The organism is Ferrovibrio sp. (assembly GCF_019636075.1).
In the GTDB taxonomy this organism is placed as follows: Bacteria; Pseudomonadota; Alphaproteobacteria; order Ferrovibrionales; family Ferrovibrionaceae; genus Ferrovibrio.
The window spans coordinates 59761-80153 of the sequence record NZ_JAHBYG010000013.1; the positions used below are offsets into that span (position 1 = coordinate 59761).

Consider the following 20393-nt stretch of genomic DNA (forward strand, 5'->3'; position numbering starts at 1 on the left):
TGTTCCCCCCTGGTCTGCGGAAGAAGGTTAAGGGCCGGCTCTGGCCTTGTCGAGGCGCAGCTTTCCCGGCATAAGCAGCGCATCGCCTTGTTGGGGCGTTTTTCGGGAGGAAGACCATGCAGATCGCCGCGCGCATGAGCCGTTTGGGCAGCGAGAGCGCTTTCGAGGTATTGGCCCGCGCCAAGGCCATCGACATGCAGGCCGCCAAAGACGGCAGCAAGAGCGTGATCAACCTTGGCATCGGCCAGCCGGATTTCTCCACGCCCGAGCATGTGGTGGAAGCCGCCGTGAAGGCCCTGCGCGACGGCCATCATGGCTATACCCCGGCCAACGGAATCTTGCCGCTCCGCGAGGCCGTGGCGGCCGATATCGCGGCGCGGCGCGGCGTGAACGTGAGCCCGGACACCATCGTGATCGTACCCGGCGGCAAGGTGACCATGGCCACCGCGATCCAGATGTTCGGCGAGCCGGGTGGCGAGATCATGTATCCCGATCCCGGTTTCCCGATCTATGAATCCCTGGTGAAATTCACCGGCGCCGAAGCGCGCGGCTATCCGCTACTGGAAAAGGATGGCTTTGCCTTCCGCGCCGACGATCTGCTGGCCCGCATCACCCCGCGCACCAGGCTGCTGATCGTGAATTCGCCGGCCAATCCCACCGGCGGCGTGGCGCCCGCCGAGGAAGTGGCCAAGCTGGCTGCCGGCCTGGCCAAGCATCCCCATGTGGCGCTGATGTCGGACGAGATTTACTCCCGCCTCGTGCTGGACGACGACAAACCCTATGCCAGCTTCATCCCCTACACCCACCTGCACGACCGCCTGATCGTGCTGGATGGCTGGTCCAAGACCTATGCCATGACCGGCTGGCGCCTGGGCTGGGGCATGTGGCCCAGCCATCTGGCCGATCTGGCCACCAAGCTGGCGATCAACGTGCATTCCTGCGTGAATGCCGCCATCCAGTTTGCCGGCATCGCCGCGCTGCAGGGGCCGCAGGATGCGGTGGAAACCATGCGCCGGGCCTTCCAGCGCCGCCGTGAACTGACCGTGGCCGGCCTGAACGCCCTGCCCGGCGTGAGCTGCATCCGCCCGGAAGGCGCCTTCTATGCCTTCCCCAACATCACCGGTACCGGCTTCAATGCCCGGCAATTGCAGGATGCCCTGCTGGAGCAGGCCAGGGTGGCCACCATTGCCGGCACCAGCTTCGGCCAGCATGGCGAAGGCTATCTGCGGCTCTCGTTTGCCGCCGACGATGCGGCCATCGCTGAGGCACTTCAACGGATAGGGACATGGCTCGGCGAAAATAAGCCTAAAAAATAATCCACAATCTGCATATTTATTGTGCGGATGGTCTATAATATGGCCGATTGAACGAAATTTCAGCCACTTAGGCGGCGTCAATCTGCGTGAATCCAGGCCGTTAACAAGGTCTTAAGTCTGGCACGAGCCGTGCATACATGAACCCGTCCCGTCAACCGAGGCGTTATAAAGAATAGTCAGCACCCATGAAAAAGATCGAAGCCATCATCAAGCCGTTCAAGCTCGACGAAGTGAAGGAAGCCCTTCACGAAATCGGCCTGCAGGGTCTCACTGTCACCGAAGCCAAGGGTTTCGGTCGCCAGAAGGGCCACACCGAACTCTACCGCGGCGCCGAATACGTGGTCGATTTCCTGCCCAAGGTTAAGATCGAAGTGGTGATCGACGACGCCATGGTGGATCGTGCCGTGGAGGCCATCACCCAGGCCGCCCGCACCGGCCGCATCGGCGACGGCAAGATTTTCATTTCCAGTGTCGAAGAGGTCATCCGCATCCGCACCGGCGAAAAGGGCGCGGAAGCAGTCTGACGGCGATGCCGGGTCGCGCCCGGCACGTCAACATCCCCCAACAGTCAACCTGAATTCAGGCAAAGAGCAGCAGGAAAAACACCATGGCCGATGCTAAATCCATTCTGAAGCAGATCAAGGACAAGGACGTGAAGTACGTGGACCTCCGGTTCACGGACCCGCGCGGCAAGTGGCAGCATCTGGCCATGGACGTGAGCGTGGTCGATGATGACCTTCTGAATGAAGGCACCATGTTCGACGGCTCCTCGATCGCCGGCTGGAAGGCGATCAACGAGTCCGACATGCTGCTGAAGCCGGACCTGAACACCGTCACCTACGATCCCTTCGCAGCCCAGACCATGATGGTCATCTTCTGCGACGTGCTGAATCCCGGCGACGGCTCGAGCTACAACCGCTGCCCGCGCTCGATCGCCAAGGCCGCCGAAGCCTATGTGAAGACCAGCAAGGTGGCCGACACCGCCTTCTTCGGCCCGGAAGCCGAGTTCTTCGTGTTCGACGATGCGCGCTACAAGGTGTCGATGAACGAGACCTTCGTGTATCTCGACGATATCGAAGGCGCTTACAACAGCGGCAAGGTCTATGAAGGCGGCAATATGGGCCACCGCGCTCCGATCAAGGGCGGCTACTTCCCGGTGGCACCGCTCGATCAGGGCAACGACCTGCGCGCCGAAATGCTGTCCACCATCGCCGCCATGGGCGTTGCGGTGGAAAAGCATCACCACGAAGTGGCCAACAGCCAGCATGAGCTGGGCGTGAAGTTCGCCAACCTGGTGAAGTGCGGCGACGCGATGCAGATCTACAAGTATGCCGTCCACAATGTGGCGCATGCCTGGGGCAAGTCGGCCACCTTCATGCCGAAGCCGATCAAGGGCGATAACGGCTCGGGCATGCATGTGCACCAGTCGCTGTGGAAGGGCGGCAAGCCGCTGTTCGCCGGCAACAAGTATGCCGGCCTGTCGGATATGGCGCTGTACTACATCGGCGGCATCATCAAGCATGCCAAGGCGCTGAACGCCTTCACCAACCCGCTGACCAACAGCTACAAGCGCCTGATCCCCGGCTTCGAAGCCCCCGTGCTGCTGGCCTATTCGGCCCGCAACCGCTCGGCTTCCTGCCGTATTCCGTTCGGCACCGGCGAAAAGGCCAAGCGCGTCGAGGTCCGCTTCCCCGATCCGGGCGCGAACCCCTACCTGGCCTACTCCGCCATGCTGATGGCCGGCCTGGATGGCATCAAGAACAAGATCCATCCTGGCGACCCGATGGACAAGAACCTGTACGACCTGCCGCCGGAAGAGCTGAAGCAGGTTCCGCAGGTTTGCGGTTCGCTGCGTGAAGCCCTCGAGAGCCTGGATGCCGACCGCGACTTCCTGAAGGCCGGCGGCGTGTTCAACGACGACTTCATCGACGCCTACATGGAACTGAAGTGGGAAGAGGTGTACGCGTTCGAACACACCCCGCACCCGATCGAATTCCAGATGTATTACAGCGTCTGATCCGGCTTCCCCTAACCGGGACCGAATACAGAAACCCCGCCGGGCAACCGGCGGGGTTTTTTGTTGGCTTCACGCCGGCCATGGGTCTCTTGATTCCGGCGCCGGCCCCGACCACACTCCGGCGCCATGAGCAGCAACGCGCAGAGTACTGGCCGGCAGGACCGGCCTTCCAAAGAGACCGGCATCAACCCGGCGCCGATTTTGTATTTCGTCAGCGTGGTGAGCTGCGTGCTGGGCGGCTTCATGCTGCTGCCGGTGCTGGTGGACCTGGTGGACCGGCATGACGATTACCTGCCCCTCCTGGTCTGCGCCGCCGGCACCATCTTCGTGGGCAGCGGCGTGGCGATTGCCACCCATGGCCGCCATCTGCGCATCAGCCAGAACGAAACCCTGCTGCTGCTGCCGATCACCTGGATGGTGGCCAGCCTGGTCTGTGCCCTGCCCTTCATGCTGGCGGAAACCAAACTGAGCCTGACCGATGCGGTTTTCGAGAGCGTGTCAGGCCTCACCACCACCGGCTCCACCGTGATGTCGGGCCTCGATAATGCTCCGCGCGGACTGCTGATGTGGCGCTTTCTGACCCAGTGGATCGGCGGCTTCGGTGTGGTGACCATCGCCGTGCTGGCGCTGCCCTTCCTGCGTATCGGCGGCTTGCAGCTTTTCAGCCTGGATCTGTCGCCGAACTCGACCAAGTTCGTGCCCCGCATGACCGAAGTGGTGGGCCAGATCGGCATGATCTATATCCTGCTGACCATTCTCTGCGCAGTATGTTTCTGGATCGCCGGCATGAATGCCTTCGATGCCATCGGCCATGCCATGACCGCGCTGGCCACCGGCGGCTATTCCTCCCATGATGCCTCTCTGGGCTTTTTCGACAGCGCCGCCATCGAATGGATCAGCGTGGTATTCATGGCCTTGGGTGCCATGCCGTTCGGCCTTTATATCGTGGCCCTGTATGGCCGGCCGGACGTGTTGTTCCGCGACCAGCAGGTGCGGCTGTTCCTGCTCATCATCCTGATGGCCACATTGATGTTTGCCGCCTGGCGCATCGCCAAGGCCGATGAACACTGGCTGGATGCCTTGCGCCAAGGCGCTTTCGTGACGGTATCCACCATCACCACCACCGGCTTCACCAGCCATGATTTTTCCTTCTGGGGCAGCTTTCCGGAAATGCTGGCTTTGTTGTTGATGCTGGTGGGCGGCTGTACGGGTTCCACTGTGGGCGGCATCAAGGTTTTCCGCCTGCACACCATGATGCAGTTGCTGCGCGCGCAAATTCACCGCCAGATCTATCCGCATGGCACATTCCGCATCACCTTCAACGGTGAATCGATCCCCGATGCAGTGCGTGCCGGCGTGGCCACCTATATTTTCATCTACCTGATCATGCTGGCGGCCCTGGCGCTGGCGATTGCGGCGACAGGCCTCAGCTTCACCGAAAGCCTGGGCGCCGCCGCCACCGCGCTGGGCAATAACGGCCCCGGCCTGGGCTCGATCTACGGCCCCTGCTGCACCTTCCGCGAAGCGCCCGACATCACCAAATGGCTGATGAGCTTCGGCATGCTGGCCGGCCGGCTGGAAATCCTGATGCTCATCATCCCGCTCAGCAGGGCATTCTGGCGCGCCTGAGCGCTGCTCACCTGTACCAGAGCGTGGGCAGATAAAGCGTCAGCACCGGAAACGCGGTGATCAGCAGCAGCACAGTCACCAGCGGGATCAGGAAGGGCAGCACGGCCATCACCGTGCGCTCGAAGCTGATTTTCGCAATGCGGCTGAGGATGAACAAAACCATGCCGACCGGCGGGGTGAGCAGGCCGATCATCAGGTTTAGAACCATCACCACGCCGAATTGAACCGGGTCGATCCCAAGTTTTTCGATCGCCGGCATGAAAACCGGCACCAGGATGGAGATGGCGGCAATCGTCTCCATGAAGCAGCCGATAATCAGCAGAATGATGTTGATGATCAGCAACAGCATCAACGGATCGGTGGTGATCGCAAGCAGACCGCCGGTAAGCTGCTCGGTGATCCGCGTTGTGGTGAGCACCCAGCCGAACAGCGAGGCGGCACCCACGATGATCAGTACGCTGGCGGTGGTTTCTATGGTTTCCATCGAGATGCGGTAGAATTGCCGCAGGTTCAGCGAGCGATAGAGGAATACGCCCAGGATCAACGCCCAGATGCAGGCGGCAATCGCCGCTTCCGTGGGCGTGAAAGCGCCGGTGGACATGCCGCCGATCAATATCACCGGCGTGAGCAAGGCTGGAATCGCGCGCAGGAATGAGCGGCCAAGAATGCTCCAGCGGAACGCCTGGTCGCGGCCGATGCCATGGCGATGGGCATACCAGGTAACGTAGACCATCATCGCGCCTGCCATCAGCAAACCAGGAACGATGCCGGCAACGAATAGTTGGCCGATGGAAACATTGGCCATCACGCCGAAAATCACCATTGGCAGCGAGGGGGGAATGATCGGCCCCACGGTGGAAGACGCCGCCGTGATGCCGACAGCGAATTCGGCATTATATCCATGGTCGCGCATCGCCTTGATCTCGATGGTGCCAAGCCCGCCGGCATCGGCCACCGCGGTGCCCGACATGCCGGCGAAAATCACCGAGCCGACCACATTCACATGCCCAAGCCCGCCGCGCAGCCAGCCTACCGCCGCAACCGCGAAATCATAGATGCGGTTGGTGATGCCGGCGGTGTTCATCAGATTGCCGGCCAGGATGAAAAACGGCACGGCTATCAGCGGAAAGGAATCCACGCCGCCCGCCATGCGATGCAGCACCACGAAATCCGGCATCATCGACATGAAATGCGTATAGAACAGCGAAGCGCCGCCCAGCGCGACGAAGATCGGCACGCCGATCAGCAGGGTGACGAAGAAAAAAATCAACAACGGGATCATGCGCGCAACTCCGAATAAGACAAATCAATCGATCAGCAGGTTCACCTTGTCGGGGTCCGGTTGCCAACGGCGCTTGTAATTGCCCCAGACCACGCGAATATAGCGATAGAGCATCAGGCAACAGCCGACGAAAACACCGCCATACACTATGCTCATCGGCCATTCGATCACGGTCATGGTCTGTATCTGCATACGCTCGGTGATGGCCACACCGAACCAGCAAAGGCAAGCCAGAAAACCCAGCGTAATCGCATCGATCACCAGCCGGCTGAGGCGCGCCAGCGGCGACGGCATGAAATGCTGGATTGCCTCCACGCCGATATGGGAGCCCCGCCGCATCGCCGTGGCGGCGCCAACGAAGGTGAGCCACATCAACAGATAGCGTGATATCTCCTCGGTCCAGGCATAGGAATCATTCAGCACATAGCGCGAGAAGAATTGCAGGAACACTACGCTTGCCAACACCCAGAAAATGACAAAGCCGATCACATCCTCCACAAAGGGTTCGATCTTCACGTCCGGGTCGCTGACTTCGATAAGATGTTCGTCAATCTGCTTGTTGTCTTGCGACATCCGCTTTACCTCCGAAAAAACTTGCGCCACCATGCGGCAACAAAACAGCCGTATGGGAGGCGGGCATGGCGATCATCGAACGTATTGAAATTCTGCAGGTGGATCTTGCGCCGAAAGTGAAGCGCACCGATGCGATCCAGGCTTTCATCTCCCAGGAAACCCCGATGCTGCGCATCCACACGCAGGATGGCCTGGTGGGCACCGGCTATAGCTACACCATAGGCACCGGCGGCTCGTCGGTGATCGGCCTGTTGCGCGATCATCTGGCGCCGCGCCTGCTGGGGCGCGAGGCCGGCGAGATCGAATTGCTGTGGAAGGAATTGTTCTTCGCTACCCATGCCACGGCAGTGGGTGCGATCACCGCGCTGGCACTGGCCACCATCGACACCGCGTTGTGGGATCTGCGCTGCCGGGCCGCCAATCGCCCGCTCTGGCTGGAAGCCGGCGGTGCGCAACGCGCGGTGCCGCTCTACACCACCGAGGGCGGCTGGCTGCATATCGACAAGGCGGCGTTGGTGGAGGATGCGCTGGCGGCCAAAGCGGCCGGCTTCGGCGGATCGAAAATCAAGGTGGGCCGCCCGCATGTGGCGGAGGATATCGAACGCCTGAGCGCCGTGCGCGCGGCGGTGGGCCCGGCTTTCGATGTGATGGTGGATGCCAACCAGGCTTTCACGGTGGCGGAAGCGATCCGCCGTGCACGGCTGTATGAACCGCTGGACCTGGCATGGTTCGAGGAACCGCTGCCTGCCGAGGATATCGACGGCCATGCGCGACTTTGCGCCAGCACCAGCCTGCCGGTTGCGGTGGGTGAATCGATCTATCACCCCAGCATTTTCCGCGAATACGCCCAGCGCGGCGCCTGCTCCATCATGCAGGCCGATGTGGCGCGCATCGGCGGCATAACGCCGTGGCTGAAGGTGGCGCATCTGGGCGAAACCTTCAACATGGCGATCTGTCCGCATTTTTTGATGGAGTTGCATGTCTCGCTCTGTGCCGCTGTGCCGAATGCAGCTTGGGTTGAATGGATTCCGCAGTTGGACGACATAACCACCAGCCGCATGATCGTGCGCGATGGCAAGGCGGTGCCGTCCGATCAGCCTGGTCTGGGCATCGCCTGGGATGCCGAGGCCATCGCCCGCCGCCAAGCCTTCACGCCTATCGTTCTGAAGGCGTGAAGGTCGGCAACCATCTGCTTACTTGAGGGCCAGCAAGGCGTCGTATTCCGCCTTGCTCCAACCGGCGCCGGCTGATGCATCGTTATGCAGCGGCTGGGCGGCGGCGATGAACGGCCCGCGATCCACGTCCACCACGGTCTTGCCGAGCTTGCGGAATTCCTCGGCCAGCTTCTGTTCGGAGGCGCGGATGGCATCGGTGGCACGGCTGGCCGCCTGTTTCAGCACCTCGTCGAACGCCTTCTTCTCGTCGGCATTCAGCTTGTTCCAGACATGGCCGCCAACGATGCTGAGCAGGCTTTCGGTGATATGGCCCGACAGCATGATATGGCTCTGCACTTCATAGAACTTCTTCGCCATGATGGTGGGCAGCGGATTTTCCTGGCCGTCCACGGTCTTCTGCTGCAAGGCGAGATACACTTCGGCGAAGGCAATCGGCGTGGCATTGGCGCCCACCGACTTGGTGAACATCAGAAACAGCGGCGCCGGCGGCACGCGCAGCTTCATGCCCTTCATGTCTTCCGGCTTGTTGATCGCCTTGTTGGCGGTGAGATGCCGCTGGCCGTAATAGGTCAGCGCCGTCACCTTATGCTTGGTCTTCTGTTCGTAGCCCGAAGCGATATCGGTGAACAGCTTGGAATCGCGATAGGCTTTCCAGTGATTGAAGTCGCGCAGGATGAACGGTGCATTGGAAATCGCTATCGGCTTGTGGATCGAGCCGGCAAAGGCCACGCCGGTATAGATGATGTCCACGGTGCCGAGCGTCAGCGCCTCGTTGATCTGGTTTTCATTGCCAAGCTGCGAGGCCGGAAACACCTCGATCTGATACTTGTTGTTGGTGCGCTTGGCGATTTCCTGCGCCGCCCACAGCGCCTCGGTGTGATAGGGCTCGGGCGTTTCATAGACATGCGCCCATTTCAGTTTGGTCTGGGCAGCAGCCGGCAGCACGGCAAAGGCGCCGGCAGCCAGGATCGTGGCGGCAAATAACGCGGTCTTATGCATGGTATTCCTCCCACTTGTTTTCGCCTTGTCGAGAAGGCTTGCGTTTATACGATTGTCCCTGATGCCCGGGGCGCGGTTACGCTCTCACCCCCTCGCCGGCCAGAAACTCAGCCTGCGCATGTTCGAGGATGAAATAATCGGGATTCTGCTGGCGCAGATCCGGCAGGCTGGCTTCCAGGCCGCCAAGATGGAAATTCATCGCCGCCAGCGCGGCTGCCGCATCATGGCGTTCCAGCGCCTCGGCCACGGCAGCATGTTCCTCGATGGCGCGGCCGATACGGCCGGGAAAAGGCAGGGTCAGGCGGCGCAACCGGTCGACCTGGAATTTCACCTGCCGCACCAGCGCCCACAGGCCGGGATAGCCCGCAGCCTCGGCAATCGCGGCATGAAAGGCTTCGTCGGCATGATGGAAAGCCTCATGATCACCGGCGGCCTCCGCCTCGCGCTGACGCTCCAGAATGGCACGCAGGCCGGTAAGCTGGCTGCGGCTGGCGCGTTCGGCGGCCTGGCGCACCGCCACCTCCTCCAGCGCCCGGCGCACCACGATGGCTTCCATCAGCTTGCCCACCGGAATGCGGCTCACACGGCTGCCGGATTTCGGCACGATCTCCACCAGGTCTTCATCGGCAAGGCGCAGCAAGGCTTCACGCACAGGCGTGCGGCTTACGCCGAAATGCCGGGCCAGATCGTTTTCGGAAAGCGCCACGCCCGGCGGCAGCGCCAGGGCCAGGATGTCGTCACGCAGCCGCTCATGCACCTGGGCCGCCGCCGTGGCGCGCGTGGCCAGACTGCGGCGCCAAGCCTCAGCGTCGAAGGCCGCCATGCGTGCCTCGCTCGCCATGTCCCTCCCCGGACGGTTCTTCTGACATATCTTGCATGTAAGATATGAGTTGCGCAAAGCCGAGTCAACCACCCTTCCTGGCGCAAGCCGGAACCGCACAACGTGAAAGGGATGAGGCCGGGCCTCAATCGGTACTTGGCAGGACCAGTTTGGACCGGATTTGCGCCAGCGGCCGGCCGGATACCTTATCCACCACGATGGGCTCGAGCGCCACACCGGTATTGGCATCGGCGAGATAGCTTGTGCCGCCCTCGCCATGATGGCGCCGGCCCCAGGCGCCTATTGCGGCCAGGATCGGCAGGAAATCGCGGCCCTTAGCCGTCAGCACATATTCATCGCGCGGCGGACGATCTGAATAGCGCCGCTTTTCCAGCAGGCCATGTTTGGTCAGGGCTGCCAGGCGGCGCGTAAGAATATTCGGCGCAATGCCAAGGCTGGTGCGGAACTGATCGAAGCGGCGCGCGCCATAGCCGGCATCGCGCAGGATCATCATGCTCCACGCATCGCCAACCCGCAGCAAGGCGCGGGCGACGGGGCAGGTTCCTTGGGAAAATTTTTCAGCATCCATTGCCTTATGGTACATAGTTACTATCATTTTGCAAGTAACATATTCTTCCCCACTGATGGAGCACCCCATGAGCAACCCCAAGAGCACCGCCCTCGTCACCGGCGCATCCACCGGGATCGGCGCGGTTTATGCCGATCGCCTGGCCAAACGCGGATACAACCTCGTACTGGTCGCCAGAGATGCAGGGCGCCTGGACGCCGTGGCCGCCAGGATCCGCAAACAGGCGGATGTGAGCATTGAAATCATCGCCGCCGACCTGACGCAGGAAGCCGCGCTGGCCCAGATCGAAGCCAGATTGGCGAAAAGCGACATTACGCTGCTGATCAATAATGCCGGCATGGCGTTGCAGGGCAGCATCCTGGAAAACGGCAGTGCCGAATTGTCGCGCATCGTCGCACTCAACGTAACCGCCCCCACCCGCCTGGCTGCGGCAGCCGGCAAGGCTTTCCTCGCCAAGGGCGATGGCGCCATCATCAATATTTCTTCAGTGCTCGCCCTGGTGCCGGAAATGTTCGAAGGGGTTTATAGCGGCACCAAGGCATATCTGCTCAATCTCAGCCAGGCGATGGCGGCGCAACTGAAAGATAAGGGCGTTTATGTGCAGGCGGTGCTGCCGGGCGCCACCCGCACGGAAATCTGGGAAAAGGCCGGGCGCGACCCGAACAGCTTTCCCGAAGGCTTCCTGATGGAAGTGGACGATCTGGTGGATGCCGCGCTTGTGGGCTTCGACCGCAAGGAAGCCATCACGATTCCGCCGCTGCATGACGAAAGCCAGTTCACCGCCATGCTGCAGGCCCGCGCCGCCATGGCGCCGAATCTTTCAAAAAGCCAGGTGGCGCCGCGCTATCGATGAATGGCTAGCAGCCATCCTTAGGCAGCATCTCCAGATGCTGCAGGGTAGCGCGGATGGCATAGTCGCCGTAATCGAACACGATATCGTCGGATACGCCATTCTCGAACAGGCGGAAGGCGATCTCGTAATCCGGCACGTCGCTTTTCTTGGCGGAGTTGAAATAGCCCAGCCGGACCTGCCAGTAGCGCAGGCCGGCCAGCGGCTTTGCCGGACCATCGGCCCGGCCATCCACACCGGGCTGGCCTTCAGCCGGCGCGGTGCGGGTGCGGCCGATAAAACCGCCGATCGCCGCATAGCCATCCACCGACGAGCCATCGAACACATCGGCCTGCAGCGTATTCACGCCGGCACGGGCGGCCTCGATCAGCCGGATGGTATGTTCGGTGGGAAACATCGCGCCGGGCGGCAGCAGCAATTCGTTGTCGTCGGGCTGGCTGAAGTTGATCTTGCCGCCATTGGCCGCCACCCTGCCCTCGCCCACCAATTCCTCTTCGTCGTCGCCATCCACCTGCTCACGCATGCGGAACTGGAACCGCTTGCCATCGCGGCTCTCGAAGGAACCGAGTGTCATGTCGGTGACCTGCCCGCCATCCTCGGTATTGACCTCGAGGAGAAAGCGCTGGTTCAGCACATAGCCTTCGCAGCTATTGAGGAATTCCAGGCTCAGCGCGCCGCTCACGCCCTGGCGGTAGTTGCGCACATCATGGCGGGCGATGGAGAGTGCATAAACCGCGCGATGCGAGGCCAGATTGCGGCCGATCTCGGCGCGGATCGCGGAAGCCGGGCCAGAAGCCGAACTGGCATCGTTGGCAGCCAGCGTGGGGTTGCCGGGCAATCCGAGAGTCAAGCCGACTACCAGGCCGGGCAGCATGCCAGCCAGGAAACTCAGAACGCCTACCATGCGACGCATACCGCGACCGAATCCCTTGCCGAGCGGGGAACACACCCTCACAATATCCGCACCCCAGGCGGACGCAACAAACATCCGCTTGTATTGTTGAAAAATAACGGAAAAAACTCCCGAGATGGCAAGACAATCGATTCTGCTTACCCGCCGCCTGCCGCCCCAGGTGGAAGCCCGCGCCCGCGCCAGCTACGACGTGATCGACAATCCGGACGACCGCATCCTGACCCCGCAGGAACTGCGCGAACGCGCCCACAACGGCAAGGTGGCCGCATTGCTGGTCTGCACCAGCGAAAAGGTGGACGAGACCCTGCTGGCGCAATTGCCGGACAGCCTGAAGGCGGTGGCCACCTTCTCGGTGGGTTACGACCATATCGACGTAGCGGCCTGCAAGGCACGCGGCATCATGGCCACCAACACCCCGGATGTGCTGACCGACAGCACCGCCGATATCGCCATGCTGCTGCTGCTGGGTGCGGCCCGCCGGGCCTATGAGGGCGACCGGCTGGTGCGCGCGGGCGAGTGGAAAGGCTGGCATACAATGATGCTGCTGGGTGTGCAGCCGGGCGGCAAAAGGCTGGGCATCTTCGGCATGGGCCGGATCGGCCAGGCAGTGGCGCAGCGTGCCCGGGCTTTCGGTATGCGAATCCATTACCACAACCGCAGCCGCCTGGCGCCGGAGCAGGAAGCCGGGGCGGAGTATCATGCCAGCCCGGAAAGCCTGCTGCGAGTGAGCGACTTCCTCTGCCTGAACGCCCCGTCCAGCCCGGCAACACGCGGCTTTCTGAACAGCGAACGCATCGCCCTGCTGCCGGAAGGCGCCATCGTGGTGAATACCGCACGCGGCGACCTGGTGGTGGACGACGACCTGATCGCCGCCCTGCAAAGCGGCCGGGTGCGCGCCGCCGGGCTGGATGTGTTTGCCAACGAACCCGCTCTGCATCCGGGCTATGCCGGGCTGCCCAACACCCTGCTGCTGCCGCATCTGGGCAGCGCCACCATCGAGACCCGGGATGCCATGGGCTTTACGGCGCTAGACAATATCGATGCCGTGCTGGCCGGCCGAGCAGCGCCCAATCCGCTGTGGTAGCGGCAGAATTTGCCGGGGCGAAATCTGTCGAAAAGCCGGAAAACCGATAAATATTGATTGGCACGGGGGTTGCTACGATACCTGTGAAACAGGTTTGTTCGGGTATCACCATGACCATCGCCCTTTCCAGCCGGCGCTTTGCCGCCAACGACCAGGACCAGCAGGCCCAGCTGCCCAGCTGGGCCACCACCCGTGTGCCGGCCTTTGGCAGCCCGCTGCCCGAGGATGCGCGCCCCGGCTTTGCCAGCCTGGTGTTGCGCCTGCGCCTGGCCTTGCGCCGGGATACCAGCCCGCAACGGATGGAATTGCTGGATCAGATCCTGGACGTGGCGGCCGAAAGCGAACAGCGCATGGCCGACCAGGCACGCCGCATCGCCGAGCTTGAGGCGCTGTGCGGCTCCGACGAACTGACCGGCCTGCCCAATCGCCGCGCCTTCGAATCCCATATGCAGCGCGAATTGGCCCATGCCCGCCGGCACAAAGGTTCCGGCGTGCTGGGCTTTCTCGACCTCGACGATTTCAAGGGCATCAACGACCGCCACGGCCATGCCGCCGGCGATGCCTGCCTGATCCATGTGGCGCGCCTGCTGCGCCAAAGCGCCCGGACCACCGATTATGCCGGTCGCCTGCATGGCGACGAATTCGCCATCTGCCTGCCGGGCATCCCGCTGGTACTGGCCCGCCAGCGCATGAACGAATTGTGCAACACCGTGGCTTCCGAGCCCCTGCTTTGGGGCAAGACACGTATAGAGCTTGGCGTGAGCTTCGGCCTCGCCCCGTATGACGCAGACAGCGACCTGCCGGCCCTGTTGCGAGACAGCGACGACGCGATGTATCGCCACAAACAAAGCAAGCGGCTCGGTTGATCCGGCCAGCCGCTTGGGGCTAGATACCCTTCTCGTATCAAGCAGAAGGGTTTTGTCCGTGACCACCAGCCATGAAGCGCGCCTGAAGGCGCTGAATATCGAATTGCCCAACCCCGCCGCCCCGGCCGCCAATTACGTGCCTTACACGATCAGCGGCAAAACCCTGTATGTGGCCGGCCAGATCACGCTGTGGAATGGCGAATTGAAATATCTGGGCAAGCTGGGTGCCGACATGGAAGTGGCCCAGGGCGTGGAAGCCGCCCGGCTTTGTGGCCTGAATCTGATCGCCCAGGCCCGCCATGCCGCCGGTGGTTCGCTCGACAATATCAAGCAGGTGCTGAAGCTGGGCGGCTTCGTCAATTGCACGCCGGATTTCATCCAGCATCCGGTGGTGGTGAACGGCGCCTCGGATTTGATGGTGCAGGTGTTTGGCGATGCCGGCAAACATGCCCGCTTTGCGGTGGGCGCCGTATCGCTGCCGCGCGGCGTGGCCGTGGAAGTGGATGCCATCTTTGAATTGGTTTGAACCCGAGACGGTCTGAATCATGGGGCGGATAGCCGCGCGCCTGGCCGAACTTGGCCTGACCTTGCCACCGGTTTACCAGCCGGTGGCAAACTATATCGGCTGGCGCCGGCAGGGCCGCGAATTATGGGTGGCCGGCATGGGGCCGACCTGGGACAAAACCGTGCGCTATTCCGGCAAGGTGGGAAACGCGCTCAGCCTGGAGGATGGGATCAAGGCCGCCCGCCTCACCGGCCTGAACCTGCTGGCCCAGGCGGCCGAGGCGCTGGATGGCGACCTGGACCGGATCGCCGGTTGCCTCAAGGTATTCGTGCTGGTGAATGCCCAGCCGGATTTCACCGACGCCCATCGCGTGGCCGATGGCGTGACGGATCAATTGGTGGAAGTGTTGGGCGATATCGGCCGCCCGGTGCGCAGCGCGATTGCGGCGCCTTCGCTGCCGATCAATATCTCCACCGAAGCCGACGCCCTGTTTCTGCTGCATAGCTGATCGAGTAGCGCATCATGAGTGATCCCACACCGAAATGGCTGACCAAAACGCCGGTGGCGCATCGTGGATTGCACGATATCGCCAAGGGCGTGCCAGAGAATTCCCGCCTCGCCTTCAGCAAAGCGATCGAAGGCGGCTATGCCATCGAGCTGGATGTGCGCATCACCGGCGATGGCCAGGTGGTGGTGTTTCACGATCCGCAACTGGACCGGCTTTGCGGCAAACCCGGCATCGTGCGCTATCTCAGCCTGACCGAACTGAAAAAGCAGAAGCTGCTGGGCACCGAGGAAACCGTGCCTTCGCTGCATGACGTGCTGGACCTGGTGAATGGCCGCGTGCCGCTGCTGGTGGAAATCAAGAAAGACAATGCCGAATCCGCCGGCCAGCTTGAACAGGCCGTGGCCAACATGCTGGCGCATTATCCCGGGCCGGTGGCGGTGCAGAGTTTCAGCCCGCGCACGGTCAAATGGTTCCGGCATCACGCACCGCATCTGCCGCGCGGCCAGATTGCCTGCCATTTGAGCGACATGGGCAAGAACCTGAACTGGCTGCAGCGCCGCGTGCTGCGCTGGATGCTTTTCAATTTCCATGGCGAGCCGATGTTTCTGGCCTACGACGTGAACGACCTGCCCTCGCCGCTCACCGCCGCCTATCGCGCGCGCGGCTTGCCGGTGATTTCCTGGACCATCCGCAGCAAGGAACAACGCGCCCGCGCCGGCGCCCATGCCGATAACGTGATCTTCGAGGAGCTTTCAGCGGCGTGAGCGGGCTTTCCATCCGCGTGCTGAAAACCATCGCCGAGATAGCAGCGGCGGAATGGGATGCCTGCGCGGGCGACGACAACCCTTTCGTGGCCCATGCCTTTCTGAATGCCCTTGAACAGGCTGGCTGCGTTACGCCGCGCCAAGGCTGGCAACCCACTCATCTGGTGGCCGCAAACGATAGCGGCGCCGTGCTGGGCTGTATGCCGCTTTATTTCAAGGGCCACAGCCAGGGTGAATATATCTTCGATCATGGCTGGGCCGAAGCCTATGAACGGGCCGGCGGCCGCTATTATCCCAAGCTGCTCTGCGCCGTGCCATTCTCGCCGGTAACCGGCCCGCGCCTGCTCTGCCATCCCGATGCGGATGCACAGGCGGTGCGCGCTGCATTGCTGGGCGGTGCGCTGGCGCTTGCCGAACGCCATGGCATTTCTTCGCTGCACCTGAATTTCCTCACGCCTGAGGAAAACGATTTTGCCGTGGCCCAGGGCCTGCTGCCACGCCTGGGCGAACAATTCCACTGGCATAACGATGGCTATGGCGATTTCGAGGATTTCCTGGCCGCCCTGGCCTCGCGCAAGCGCAAGGCGATCAAGCGCGAACGACGCGAGGCGGCGGCGCCAGGCATAGAAATTCTGCGGCTGAGCGGCAACGACCTGACGCCCGCGCATTGGGATGCATTCTACGATTTCTACATGGATACCGGCAGCCGCAAATGGGGCCGGCCCTATCTGAACCGCGATTTCTTCACCCGCCTGCATGAAACCATGGCAGACAAAATCCTGCTGGTGATGGCGCGGCGTAACGGGCAATGGATTGCCGGTGCCTGGAACATGCTGGGTAGCGACACATTGTTCGGCCGCAACTGGGGCTGCATCGAACATCACCCCTTCCTGCATTTCGAATGCTGCTATTACCAGGCCATCGAGCATGCGATAGAGCATGGCCTTGCCCGCGTGGAAGCCGGCGCCCAGGGCGAACACAAGCTGGCGCGCGGCTATCTGCCGGCGCCGATCCATTCCGCCCATTGGATCACCGACCCCGGCTTCCGCCGCGCCGTGGCCAATTACCTCAATGAAGAACGCGATCACATGTTGGGGCTGATCGAGGCGCTGGATGCCCATTCGCCCTTCCGGCAGACCGAGGCCGAGCCGGAAACGGAGTAACGCCTAAATCGCCACCACCGCACTTGTTGCGACGGACCATGCCCGATATAGCCGCGATGCCGAACCATGGATGCCCGCAACAAATGCCGGCATGACGCATAAAAGGTTATCGCAATTTCGGATTGAGGGCATCGCGCAGCCAGTCGCCCAGCACATTCACCGCCAGCACCAGCAGCACCAGGGTGAGTGCCGGAAACAGCACGCACCACCATTCGCCGGAGAACAGGAAGCTCTGGCCGACGCGGATCAGGGTGCCCAGCGAAGGCTGCGTGGGCGGCACACCGACGCCGAGAAAGCTGAGCGTGGCTTCCGAGAGGATGGCAAGTGCCAGGCCCACAGTGGCCAGCACCAACACCGGCCCCAGCGTGTTGGGCAGTACATGGCGCACCACGATGGACCAGGGCGAGCGGCCGATCACGCGGGCGGCGGCCACATAATCCTTGCTGCGTTCGACCAGCGCGGCAGAGCGCGCCACGCGGGCGAATTGCGGCCAATCGGCGATGCCGATGGCGAAGATCAGCACGAAAATCGCCACTTCGTTATGCAATTCGCGCGGCAAGGCGGTGCGCGCCACGCCATCGATCATCAGCGCGATCAGGATGCTGGGGATGGTGAGCTGGATATCGGCGATGCGCATCACCGCCACATCCAGCAGGCCGCCCCGATAGCCGCACAGCACACCCAGCAGCGTGCCGAAAATAGCGGCGAAGGCGATGGCGGAAAATCCGACCAGCAAGGAAATCCGGCTGCCATAGAGGATGGCCGACAGCAGATCGCGGCCCTGTTCGTCGGTGCCCAGCAGGAATTTCGGCATGCCGTCTTTCACCCAGGCCGGCGGCGTATTGGCTTCCATCAGTTTCAACCCGCCAGTATCGAAGGGATTGAACGGCGCCACCCAGGGCGCGAAGACCGCAGCCAGGATCATCACCAACGCCACCGTGGCGGCGATCACCACCAGCGGCGAGCGGGTGAAGGAATGGAACAGGTCGCTGTCGCGCCAGCGGCGCAGGGTATCGACCAGCAGATTGGGTTGTGCGGCGTTGCTCATGTGGCCTTCCCCGCCGCCGTGCCGCGATCTGCCCGCAGGCGCGGATCGATGAAGAAATAAATCAGATCCACGGCCAGATTGAGCACCACGAACATCAACCCCACCATCACCAGGTAAGCCGCCATCACCGGAATATCGGCAAAGCTGACCGCCTGGATGAAAAGCAGGCCCATGCCCGGCCATTGAAATACGGTTTCGGTGACGATGGAGAATGCGATCAGCCCGCCGACCTGCAGACCGATCACCGTGACCACCGGCATCAGGGTGTTTTTCAGCGCATGGCGGAAATGCACGATACGATTGGTCAGGCCACGCGCGCGGGCGAATTTGATGTAATCCGTGCGCAGCACCTCCAGCATTTCGGACCGCACCAGGCGCAGCACCAGGGTAAGCTGATACAGGCAAAGCGTGATGGAGGGCATGATGATGGCGGCCCAGCCGGATTTGGTGAGCAACCCGGTCTGCCACCAGCCTATCGCCACGGTTTGCCCGCGCCCGAAGCTGGGCAGCAGGTTGAGGTGCACGGAGAAGAAATAGATCAGGCCGATGCCAATCACGAAGGTGGGCAGCGACACGCCGACCAGCGACAGCGTGAGTGCCGCGCGGCTGAGCCAACTATCGCGGCGCAGGGCGGTATAAACGCCCAGCGGCACGCCGATGGCAAGCGCGAGAATGGCGGAGATGGCAACCAGTTCCAGCGTGGCCGGCAGGCGTTCGCGGATCAGCACATTGACCGGGCGCTTGAGCCGGTAGGACAGGCCGAAATTGCCCTGGGCGGCATTGGCGACGAAACGGCCGAATTGCACGATGGCGGGATCGTCCAACCCCAATTGATCGCGCAATTGCTGGCGGTCGATGGTGGTGGCGTCCTGCCCGACCATGTTGTTGATCGGATCGCCGACATAGTTGAACAGCGCAAACGCCACAAGCGCCACCGCGAACATCACGGCAAGCGCCTGCGCTATGCGTCCGATAATGTAACCGAGCATGGGGCAGAATAGATCGGCGCCGCGCGGCGTACAATCACGAGGATTGGCCGCGCGGCGCCGGTACGCCTTACTTCAGCTTGGCGAAGTGGAAGCGCGGCACGTTGTCGGCGATGATCGGCAGATCCACCTTCTCGCTCATCGCCCAGTTCAGCACTTGGTGATGCAGCGGCAGATAGATCACCTCGTCATTGACGATATCCCAGGTGTCGCGGATCAGCTTGTCGCGCTTGGCCACGTCAAGCTCGGAAAGCATGCCGTTGATCATGCCATCCAGCTTCGGGTTCGAGTAGTTGGTGAAGTTCCAGGAGCCGTTCTTGCCGTCCGGGGTCTGCACCAGATACGAGAACACGTAGTGGCTGTCGAAGGTGGGCACGCCCCAACCGAGCAGGAAGAAGCTGGTATCCTTCTTCTGCAGCTTAGGGAAATGCAGGGTCTTCGACCGCGCCGCCAGATCCACCTTGATGCCGGCCTGGGCCAGCATGCCAACCACGGCCTGGCAAACCTGCTCATCGTTCACATAGCGGTCGTTGGAGCAATCCAAGGTGATGCCGAAGCCGTTGGGATAGCCGGCCGCCGCGAGCAGCGACTTGGCCTTCGCCACGTCATAAGGCAGACGCTTGTCGATCGCTTTGTCGTAGCCATGCACGCCCGGCGAGGTGATCATGCCCGCCACCACGGCATCGCCGCGCAGCACCTTGGAGCGGATCGCCTCCATGTCGATGGCATGATACATGGCCTGGCGCACGCGCTTGTCGGCCAGTGGGTTCTTGCCCTTCACGTCGGAATATTTCAGCTCGGGGCTGCCGACATCGAGACCGAGGAAGATCGACCGGATTTCGTTGGTCTTCTTCACCTGCAGGCCGGGTGCCTGGCTGACACGCGCCACGTCCTGCACCGGCACGTCGAGCACGAAGTCGAGCTGGCCAGACAGCAGAGCCGCCACGCGGGTGGCCGGGGTGGTCACCGGGGTGTAGACGATTTCGTCGATGTTATGCGGGTTGTCTTTCAGGCCCCACCAGGTCGGGTTCTTGGCGGTGACGGTGCGGACATCCTGCTCGCGCAGCTTCAAGGTGAAGGGGCCGGTGCCGTTGGCATTGCGCACGGCATAGGTTTCTTCCTTGTCCTTATAGCTTTGCGGATTCAGCACATTGTTCTTCTCCGCCCAGCTCTTGGACAGAATGAAGATATTGGCGATCTGGTTGGGCAGGATCGGATTGGCTGCGGCGGTAACCACATGCACGGTGTATTTGTCGACCGCCTTCACATCGGTGACCGACGCGATATAGGTCTTGAAATCCGAATT

The 20393-nt window shown here is 62.1% G+C and carries 21 protein-coding genes; 12 read left to right on the forward strand and 9 right to left on the reverse strand.

The window, feature by feature from the left end; translation table 11 throughout:
- Nucleotides 1-116 precede the first annotated feature (116 nt).
- The 4 genes from KF827_RS08005 to KF827_RS08020 all read left to right on the forward strand — a co-directional run bounded on the left by KF827_RS08005 (nucleotide 117) and on the right by KF827_RS08020 (nucleotide 4962).
- A complete protein-coding gene (locus tag KF827_RS08005; protein ID WP_291003107.1) occupies nucleotides 117-1316 on the forward strand; it encodes a pyridoxal phosphate-dependent aminotransferase in 1200 nt (399 codons plus the stop codon).
- Nucleotides 1317-1501: 185 nt separating this feature from the next.
- Nucleotides 1502-1840 (forward strand): P-II family nitrogen regulator, encoded by a 339-nt coding sequence (locus KF827_RS08010; protein ID WP_291003108.1) that lies wholly within the window; start codon nucleotides 1502-1504, stop codon nucleotides 1838-1840.
- Between the two features lie 83 nt (nucleotides 1841-1923).
- The gene (gene glnA, locus KF827_RS08015) at nucleotides 1924-3333 is read left to right on the forward strand and encodes a type I glutamate--ammonia ligase (protein ID WP_291003110.1); all 1410 of its coding nucleotides are present in this window, start codon (nucleotides 1924-1926) and stop codon (nucleotides 3331-3333) included.
- Nucleotides 3334-3459: 126 nt separating this feature from the next.
- The gene (locus KF827_RS08020; RefSeq protein WP_291003112.1) at nucleotides 3460-4962 is read left to right on the forward strand and encodes a TrkH family potassium uptake protein; all 1503 of its coding nucleotides are present in this window, start codon (nucleotides 3460-3462) and stop codon (nucleotides 4960-4962) included.
- A 7-nt stretch (nucleotides 4963-4969) separates the two neighbouring features.
- On the opposite strand, the gene KF827_RS08025 is transcribed toward KF827_RS08020, so the two are convergent.
- Nucleotides 4970-6244, reverse strand: coding sequence for a TRAP transporter large permease (locus KF827_RS08025; protein WP_291003115.1), 1275 nt, complete (start codon nucleotides 6242-6244; stop codon nucleotides 4970-4972).
- Between the two features lie 24 nt (nucleotides 6245-6268).
- Nucleotides 6269-6817, reverse strand: a complete 549-nt coding sequence (locus KF827_RS08030) for a TRAP transporter small permease (protein WP_291003117.1) — start codon at nucleotides 6815-6817, stop codon at nucleotides 6269-6271.
- Nucleotides 6818-6882: 65 nt separating this feature from the next.
- On the opposite strand from KF827_RS08030, the gene KF827_RS08035 reads away from it, so the two are divergent.
- Nucleotides 6883-7992 (forward strand): mandelate racemase/muconate lactonizing enzyme family protein, encoded by a 1110-nt coding sequence (locus KF827_RS08035; RefSeq protein WP_291003119.1) that lies wholly within the window; start codon nucleotides 6883-6885, stop codon nucleotides 7990-7992.
- Nucleotides 7993-8010: 18 nt separating this feature from the next.
- Here the strand turns inward: KF827_RS08035 and KF827_RS08040 are convergent, their stop codons facing one another.
- From KF827_RS08040 to KF827_RS08050, 3 genes are all read right to left on the reverse strand, one after another.
- A complete protein-coding gene (locus tag KF827_RS08040; protein ID WP_291003121.1) occupies nucleotides 8011-8991 on the reverse strand; it encodes a sialic acid TRAP transporter substrate-binding protein SiaP in 981 nt (326 codons plus the stop codon).
- Nucleotides 8992-9067: 76 nt separating this feature from the next.
- Entirely contained in the window at nucleotides 9068-9832 is a 765-nt protein-coding gene (locus tag KF827_RS08045) for a GntR family transcriptional regulator (RefSeq protein WP_291003124.1), read from the reverse strand.
- Nucleotides 9833-9956: 124 nt separating this feature from the next.
- On the reverse strand, nucleotides 9957-10400 hold the full coding sequence (locus tag KF827_RS08050; protein ID WP_291003126.1) for a helix-turn-helix domain-containing protein: 444 nt from the start codon (nucleotides 10398-10400) through the stop codon (nucleotides 9957-9959).
- 67 nt (nucleotides 10401-10467) lie between these two features.
- Here KF827_RS08050 and KF827_RS08055 point away from each other — a divergent pair, with 67 nt between their 5' ends.
- Complete coding sequence (locus KF827_RS08055) at nucleotides 10468-11253, forward strand: SDR family oxidoreductase (protein ID WP_291003128.1); 786 nt, start codon at nucleotides 10468-10470, stop codon at nucleotides 11251-11253.
- A 4-nt stretch (nucleotides 11254-11257) separates the two neighbouring features.
- On the opposite strand, the gene KF827_RS08060 is transcribed toward KF827_RS08055, so the two are convergent.
- Nucleotides 11258-12163 (reverse strand): DUF1849 family protein, encoded by a 906-nt coding sequence (locus KF827_RS08060; RefSeq protein ID WP_291003130.1) that lies wholly within the window; start codon nucleotides 12161-12163, stop codon nucleotides 11258-11260.
- Between the two features lie 115 nt (nucleotides 12164-12278).
- Between KF827_RS08060 and KF827_RS08065 the strand changes: the two genes are divergently transcribed.
- The 6 genes from KF827_RS08065 to KF827_RS08090 all read left to right on the forward strand — a co-directional run bounded on the left by KF827_RS08065 (nucleotide 12279) and on the right by KF827_RS08090 (nucleotide 17053).
- On the forward strand, nucleotides 12279-13247 hold the full coding sequence (locus KF827_RS08065) for a D-glycerate dehydrogenase (RefSeq protein WP_291003133.1): 969 nt from the start codon (nucleotides 12279-12281) through the stop codon (nucleotides 13245-13247).
- Between the two features lie 110 nt (nucleotides 13248-13357).
- On the forward strand, nucleotides 13358-14113 hold the full coding sequence (locus KF827_RS08070) for a GGDEF domain-containing protein (protein WP_291003135.1): 756 nt from the start codon (nucleotides 13358-13360) through the stop codon (nucleotides 14111-14113).
- A gap of 58 nt (nucleotides 14114-14171) precedes the next feature.
- Nucleotides 14172-14639 (forward strand): RidA family protein, encoded by a 468-nt coding sequence (locus KF827_RS08075; RefSeq protein ID WP_291003137.1) that lies wholly within the window; start codon nucleotides 14172-14174, stop codon nucleotides 14637-14639.
- Nucleotides 14640-14658: 19 nt separating this feature from the next.
- Complete coding sequence (locus KF827_RS08080) at nucleotides 14659-15126, forward strand: RidA family protein (RefSeq protein WP_291003139.1); 468 nt, start codon at nucleotides 14659-14661, stop codon at nucleotides 15124-15126.
- 14 nt (nucleotides 15127-15140) lie between these two features.
- Nucleotides 15141-15890, forward strand: a complete 750-nt coding sequence (locus KF827_RS08085; protein ID WP_291003142.1) for a glycerophosphodiester phosphodiesterase — start codon at nucleotides 15141-15143, stop codon at nucleotides 15888-15890.
- On the forward strand, nucleotides 15887-17053 hold the full coding sequence (locus KF827_RS08090; RefSeq protein WP_291003145.1) for a GNAT family N-acetyltransferase: 1167 nt from the start codon (nucleotides 15887-15889) through the stop codon (nucleotides 17051-17053). The genes KF827_RS08085 and KF827_RS08090 overlap by 4 nt, the downstream gene beginning before the upstream one ends.
- Before the next feature lie 106 nt (nucleotides 17054-17159).
- On the opposite strand, the gene KF827_RS08095 is transcribed toward KF827_RS08090, so the two are convergent.
- The 3 genes from KF827_RS08095 to KF827_RS08105 form a co-directional block, all read right to left on the reverse strand.
- Nucleotides 17160-18101 (reverse strand): ABC transporter permease, encoded by a 942-nt coding sequence (locus tag KF827_RS08095; protein ID WP_291003148.1) that lies wholly within the window; start codon nucleotides 18099-18101, stop codon nucleotides 17160-17162.
- On the reverse strand, nucleotides 18098-19090 hold the full coding sequence (locus KF827_RS08100; RefSeq protein ID WP_291003150.1) for an ABC transporter permease: 993 nt from the start codon (nucleotides 19088-19090) through the stop codon (nucleotides 18098-18100). The genes KF827_RS08095 and KF827_RS08100 overlap by 4 nt, the downstream gene beginning before the upstream one ends.
- 67 nt (nucleotides 19091-19157) lie before the next feature.
- A partial coding sequence (locus KF827_RS08105; protein ID WP_291003153.1) for an ABC transporter substrate-binding protein occupies nucleotides 19158-20393 on the reverse strand: 1236 nt, incomplete at its 5' end.

Excerpts from the sequence above, each read along its gene's own strand:
- KF827_RS08080 (WP_291003139.1), top strand. The coding sequence starts at position 14,659 with ATGGGGCGGATAGCCGCGCGCCTGGCCGAACTTGGCCTGACCTTGCCA.
- KF827_RS08060 (WP_291003130.1), bottom strand. The coding sequence starts at position 12,163 with ATGCGTCGCATGGTAGGCGTTCTGAGTTTCCTGGCTGGCATGCTGCCC.
- KF827_RS08065 (WP_291003133.1), top strand. The coding sequence starts at position 12,279 with ATGGCAAGACAATCGATTCTGCTTACCCGCCGCCTGCCGCCCCAGGTG.
- KF827_RS08020 (WP_291003112.1), top strand. The coding sequence starts at position 3,460 with ATGAGCAGCAACGCGCAGAGTACTGGCCGGCAGGACCGGCCTTCCAAA.
- KF827_RS08010 (WP_291003108.1), top strand. The coding sequence starts at position 1,502 with ATGAAAAAGATCGAAGCCATCATCAAGCCGTTCAAGCTCGACGAAGTG.
- KF827_RS08100 (WP_291003150.1), bottom strand. The coding sequence starts at position 19,090 with ATGCTCGGTTACATTATCGGACGCATAGCGCAGGCGCTTGCCGTGATG.
- KF827_RS08045 (WP_291003124.1), bottom strand. The coding sequence starts at position 9,832 with ATGGCGAGCGAGGCACGCATGGCGGCCTTCGACGCTGAGGCTTGGCGC.
- KF827_RS08095 (WP_291003148.1), bottom strand. The coding sequence starts at position 18,101 with ATGAGCAACGCCGCACAACCCAATCTGCTGGTCGATACCCTGCGCCGC.
- KF827_RS08085 (WP_291003142.1), top strand. The coding sequence starts at position 15,141 with ATGAGTGATCCCACACCGAAATGGCTGACCAAAACGCCGGTGGCGCAT.
- KF827_RS08005 (WP_291003107.1), top strand. The coding sequence starts at position 117 with ATGCAGATCGCCGCGCGCATGAGCCGTTTGGGCAGCGAGAGCGCTTTC.
- KF827_RS08070 (WP_291003135.1), top strand. The coding sequence starts at position 13,358 with ATGACCATCGCCCTTTCCAGCCGGCGCTTTGCCGCCAACGACCAGGAC.
- glnA (WP_291003110.1), top strand. The coding sequence starts at position 1,924 with ATGGCCGATGCTAAATCCATTCTGAAGCAGATCAAGGACAAGGACGTG.
- KF827_RS08050 (WP_291003126.1), bottom strand. The coding sequence starts at position 10,400 with ATGGATGCTGAAAAATTTTCCCAAGGAACCTGCCCCGTCGCCCGCGCC.
- KF827_RS08025 (WP_291003115.1), bottom strand. The coding sequence starts at position 6,244 with ATGATCCCGTTGTTGATTTTTTTCTTCGTCACCCTGCTGATCGGCGTG.
- KF827_RS08030 (WP_291003117.1), bottom strand. The coding sequence starts at position 6,817 with ATGTCGCAAGACAACAAGCAGATTGACGAACATCTTATCGAAGTCAGC.
- KF827_RS08055 (WP_291003128.1), top strand. The coding sequence starts at position 10,468 with ATGAGCAACCCCAAGAGCACCGCCCTCGTCACCGGCGCATCCACCGGG.
- KF827_RS08035 (WP_291003119.1), top strand. The coding sequence starts at position 6,883 with ATGGCGATCATCGAACGTATTGAAATTCTGCAGGTGGATCTTGCGCCG.
- KF827_RS08040 (WP_291003121.1), bottom strand. The coding sequence starts at position 8,991 with ATGCATAAGACCGCGTTATTTGCCGCCACGATCCTGGCTGCCGGCGCC.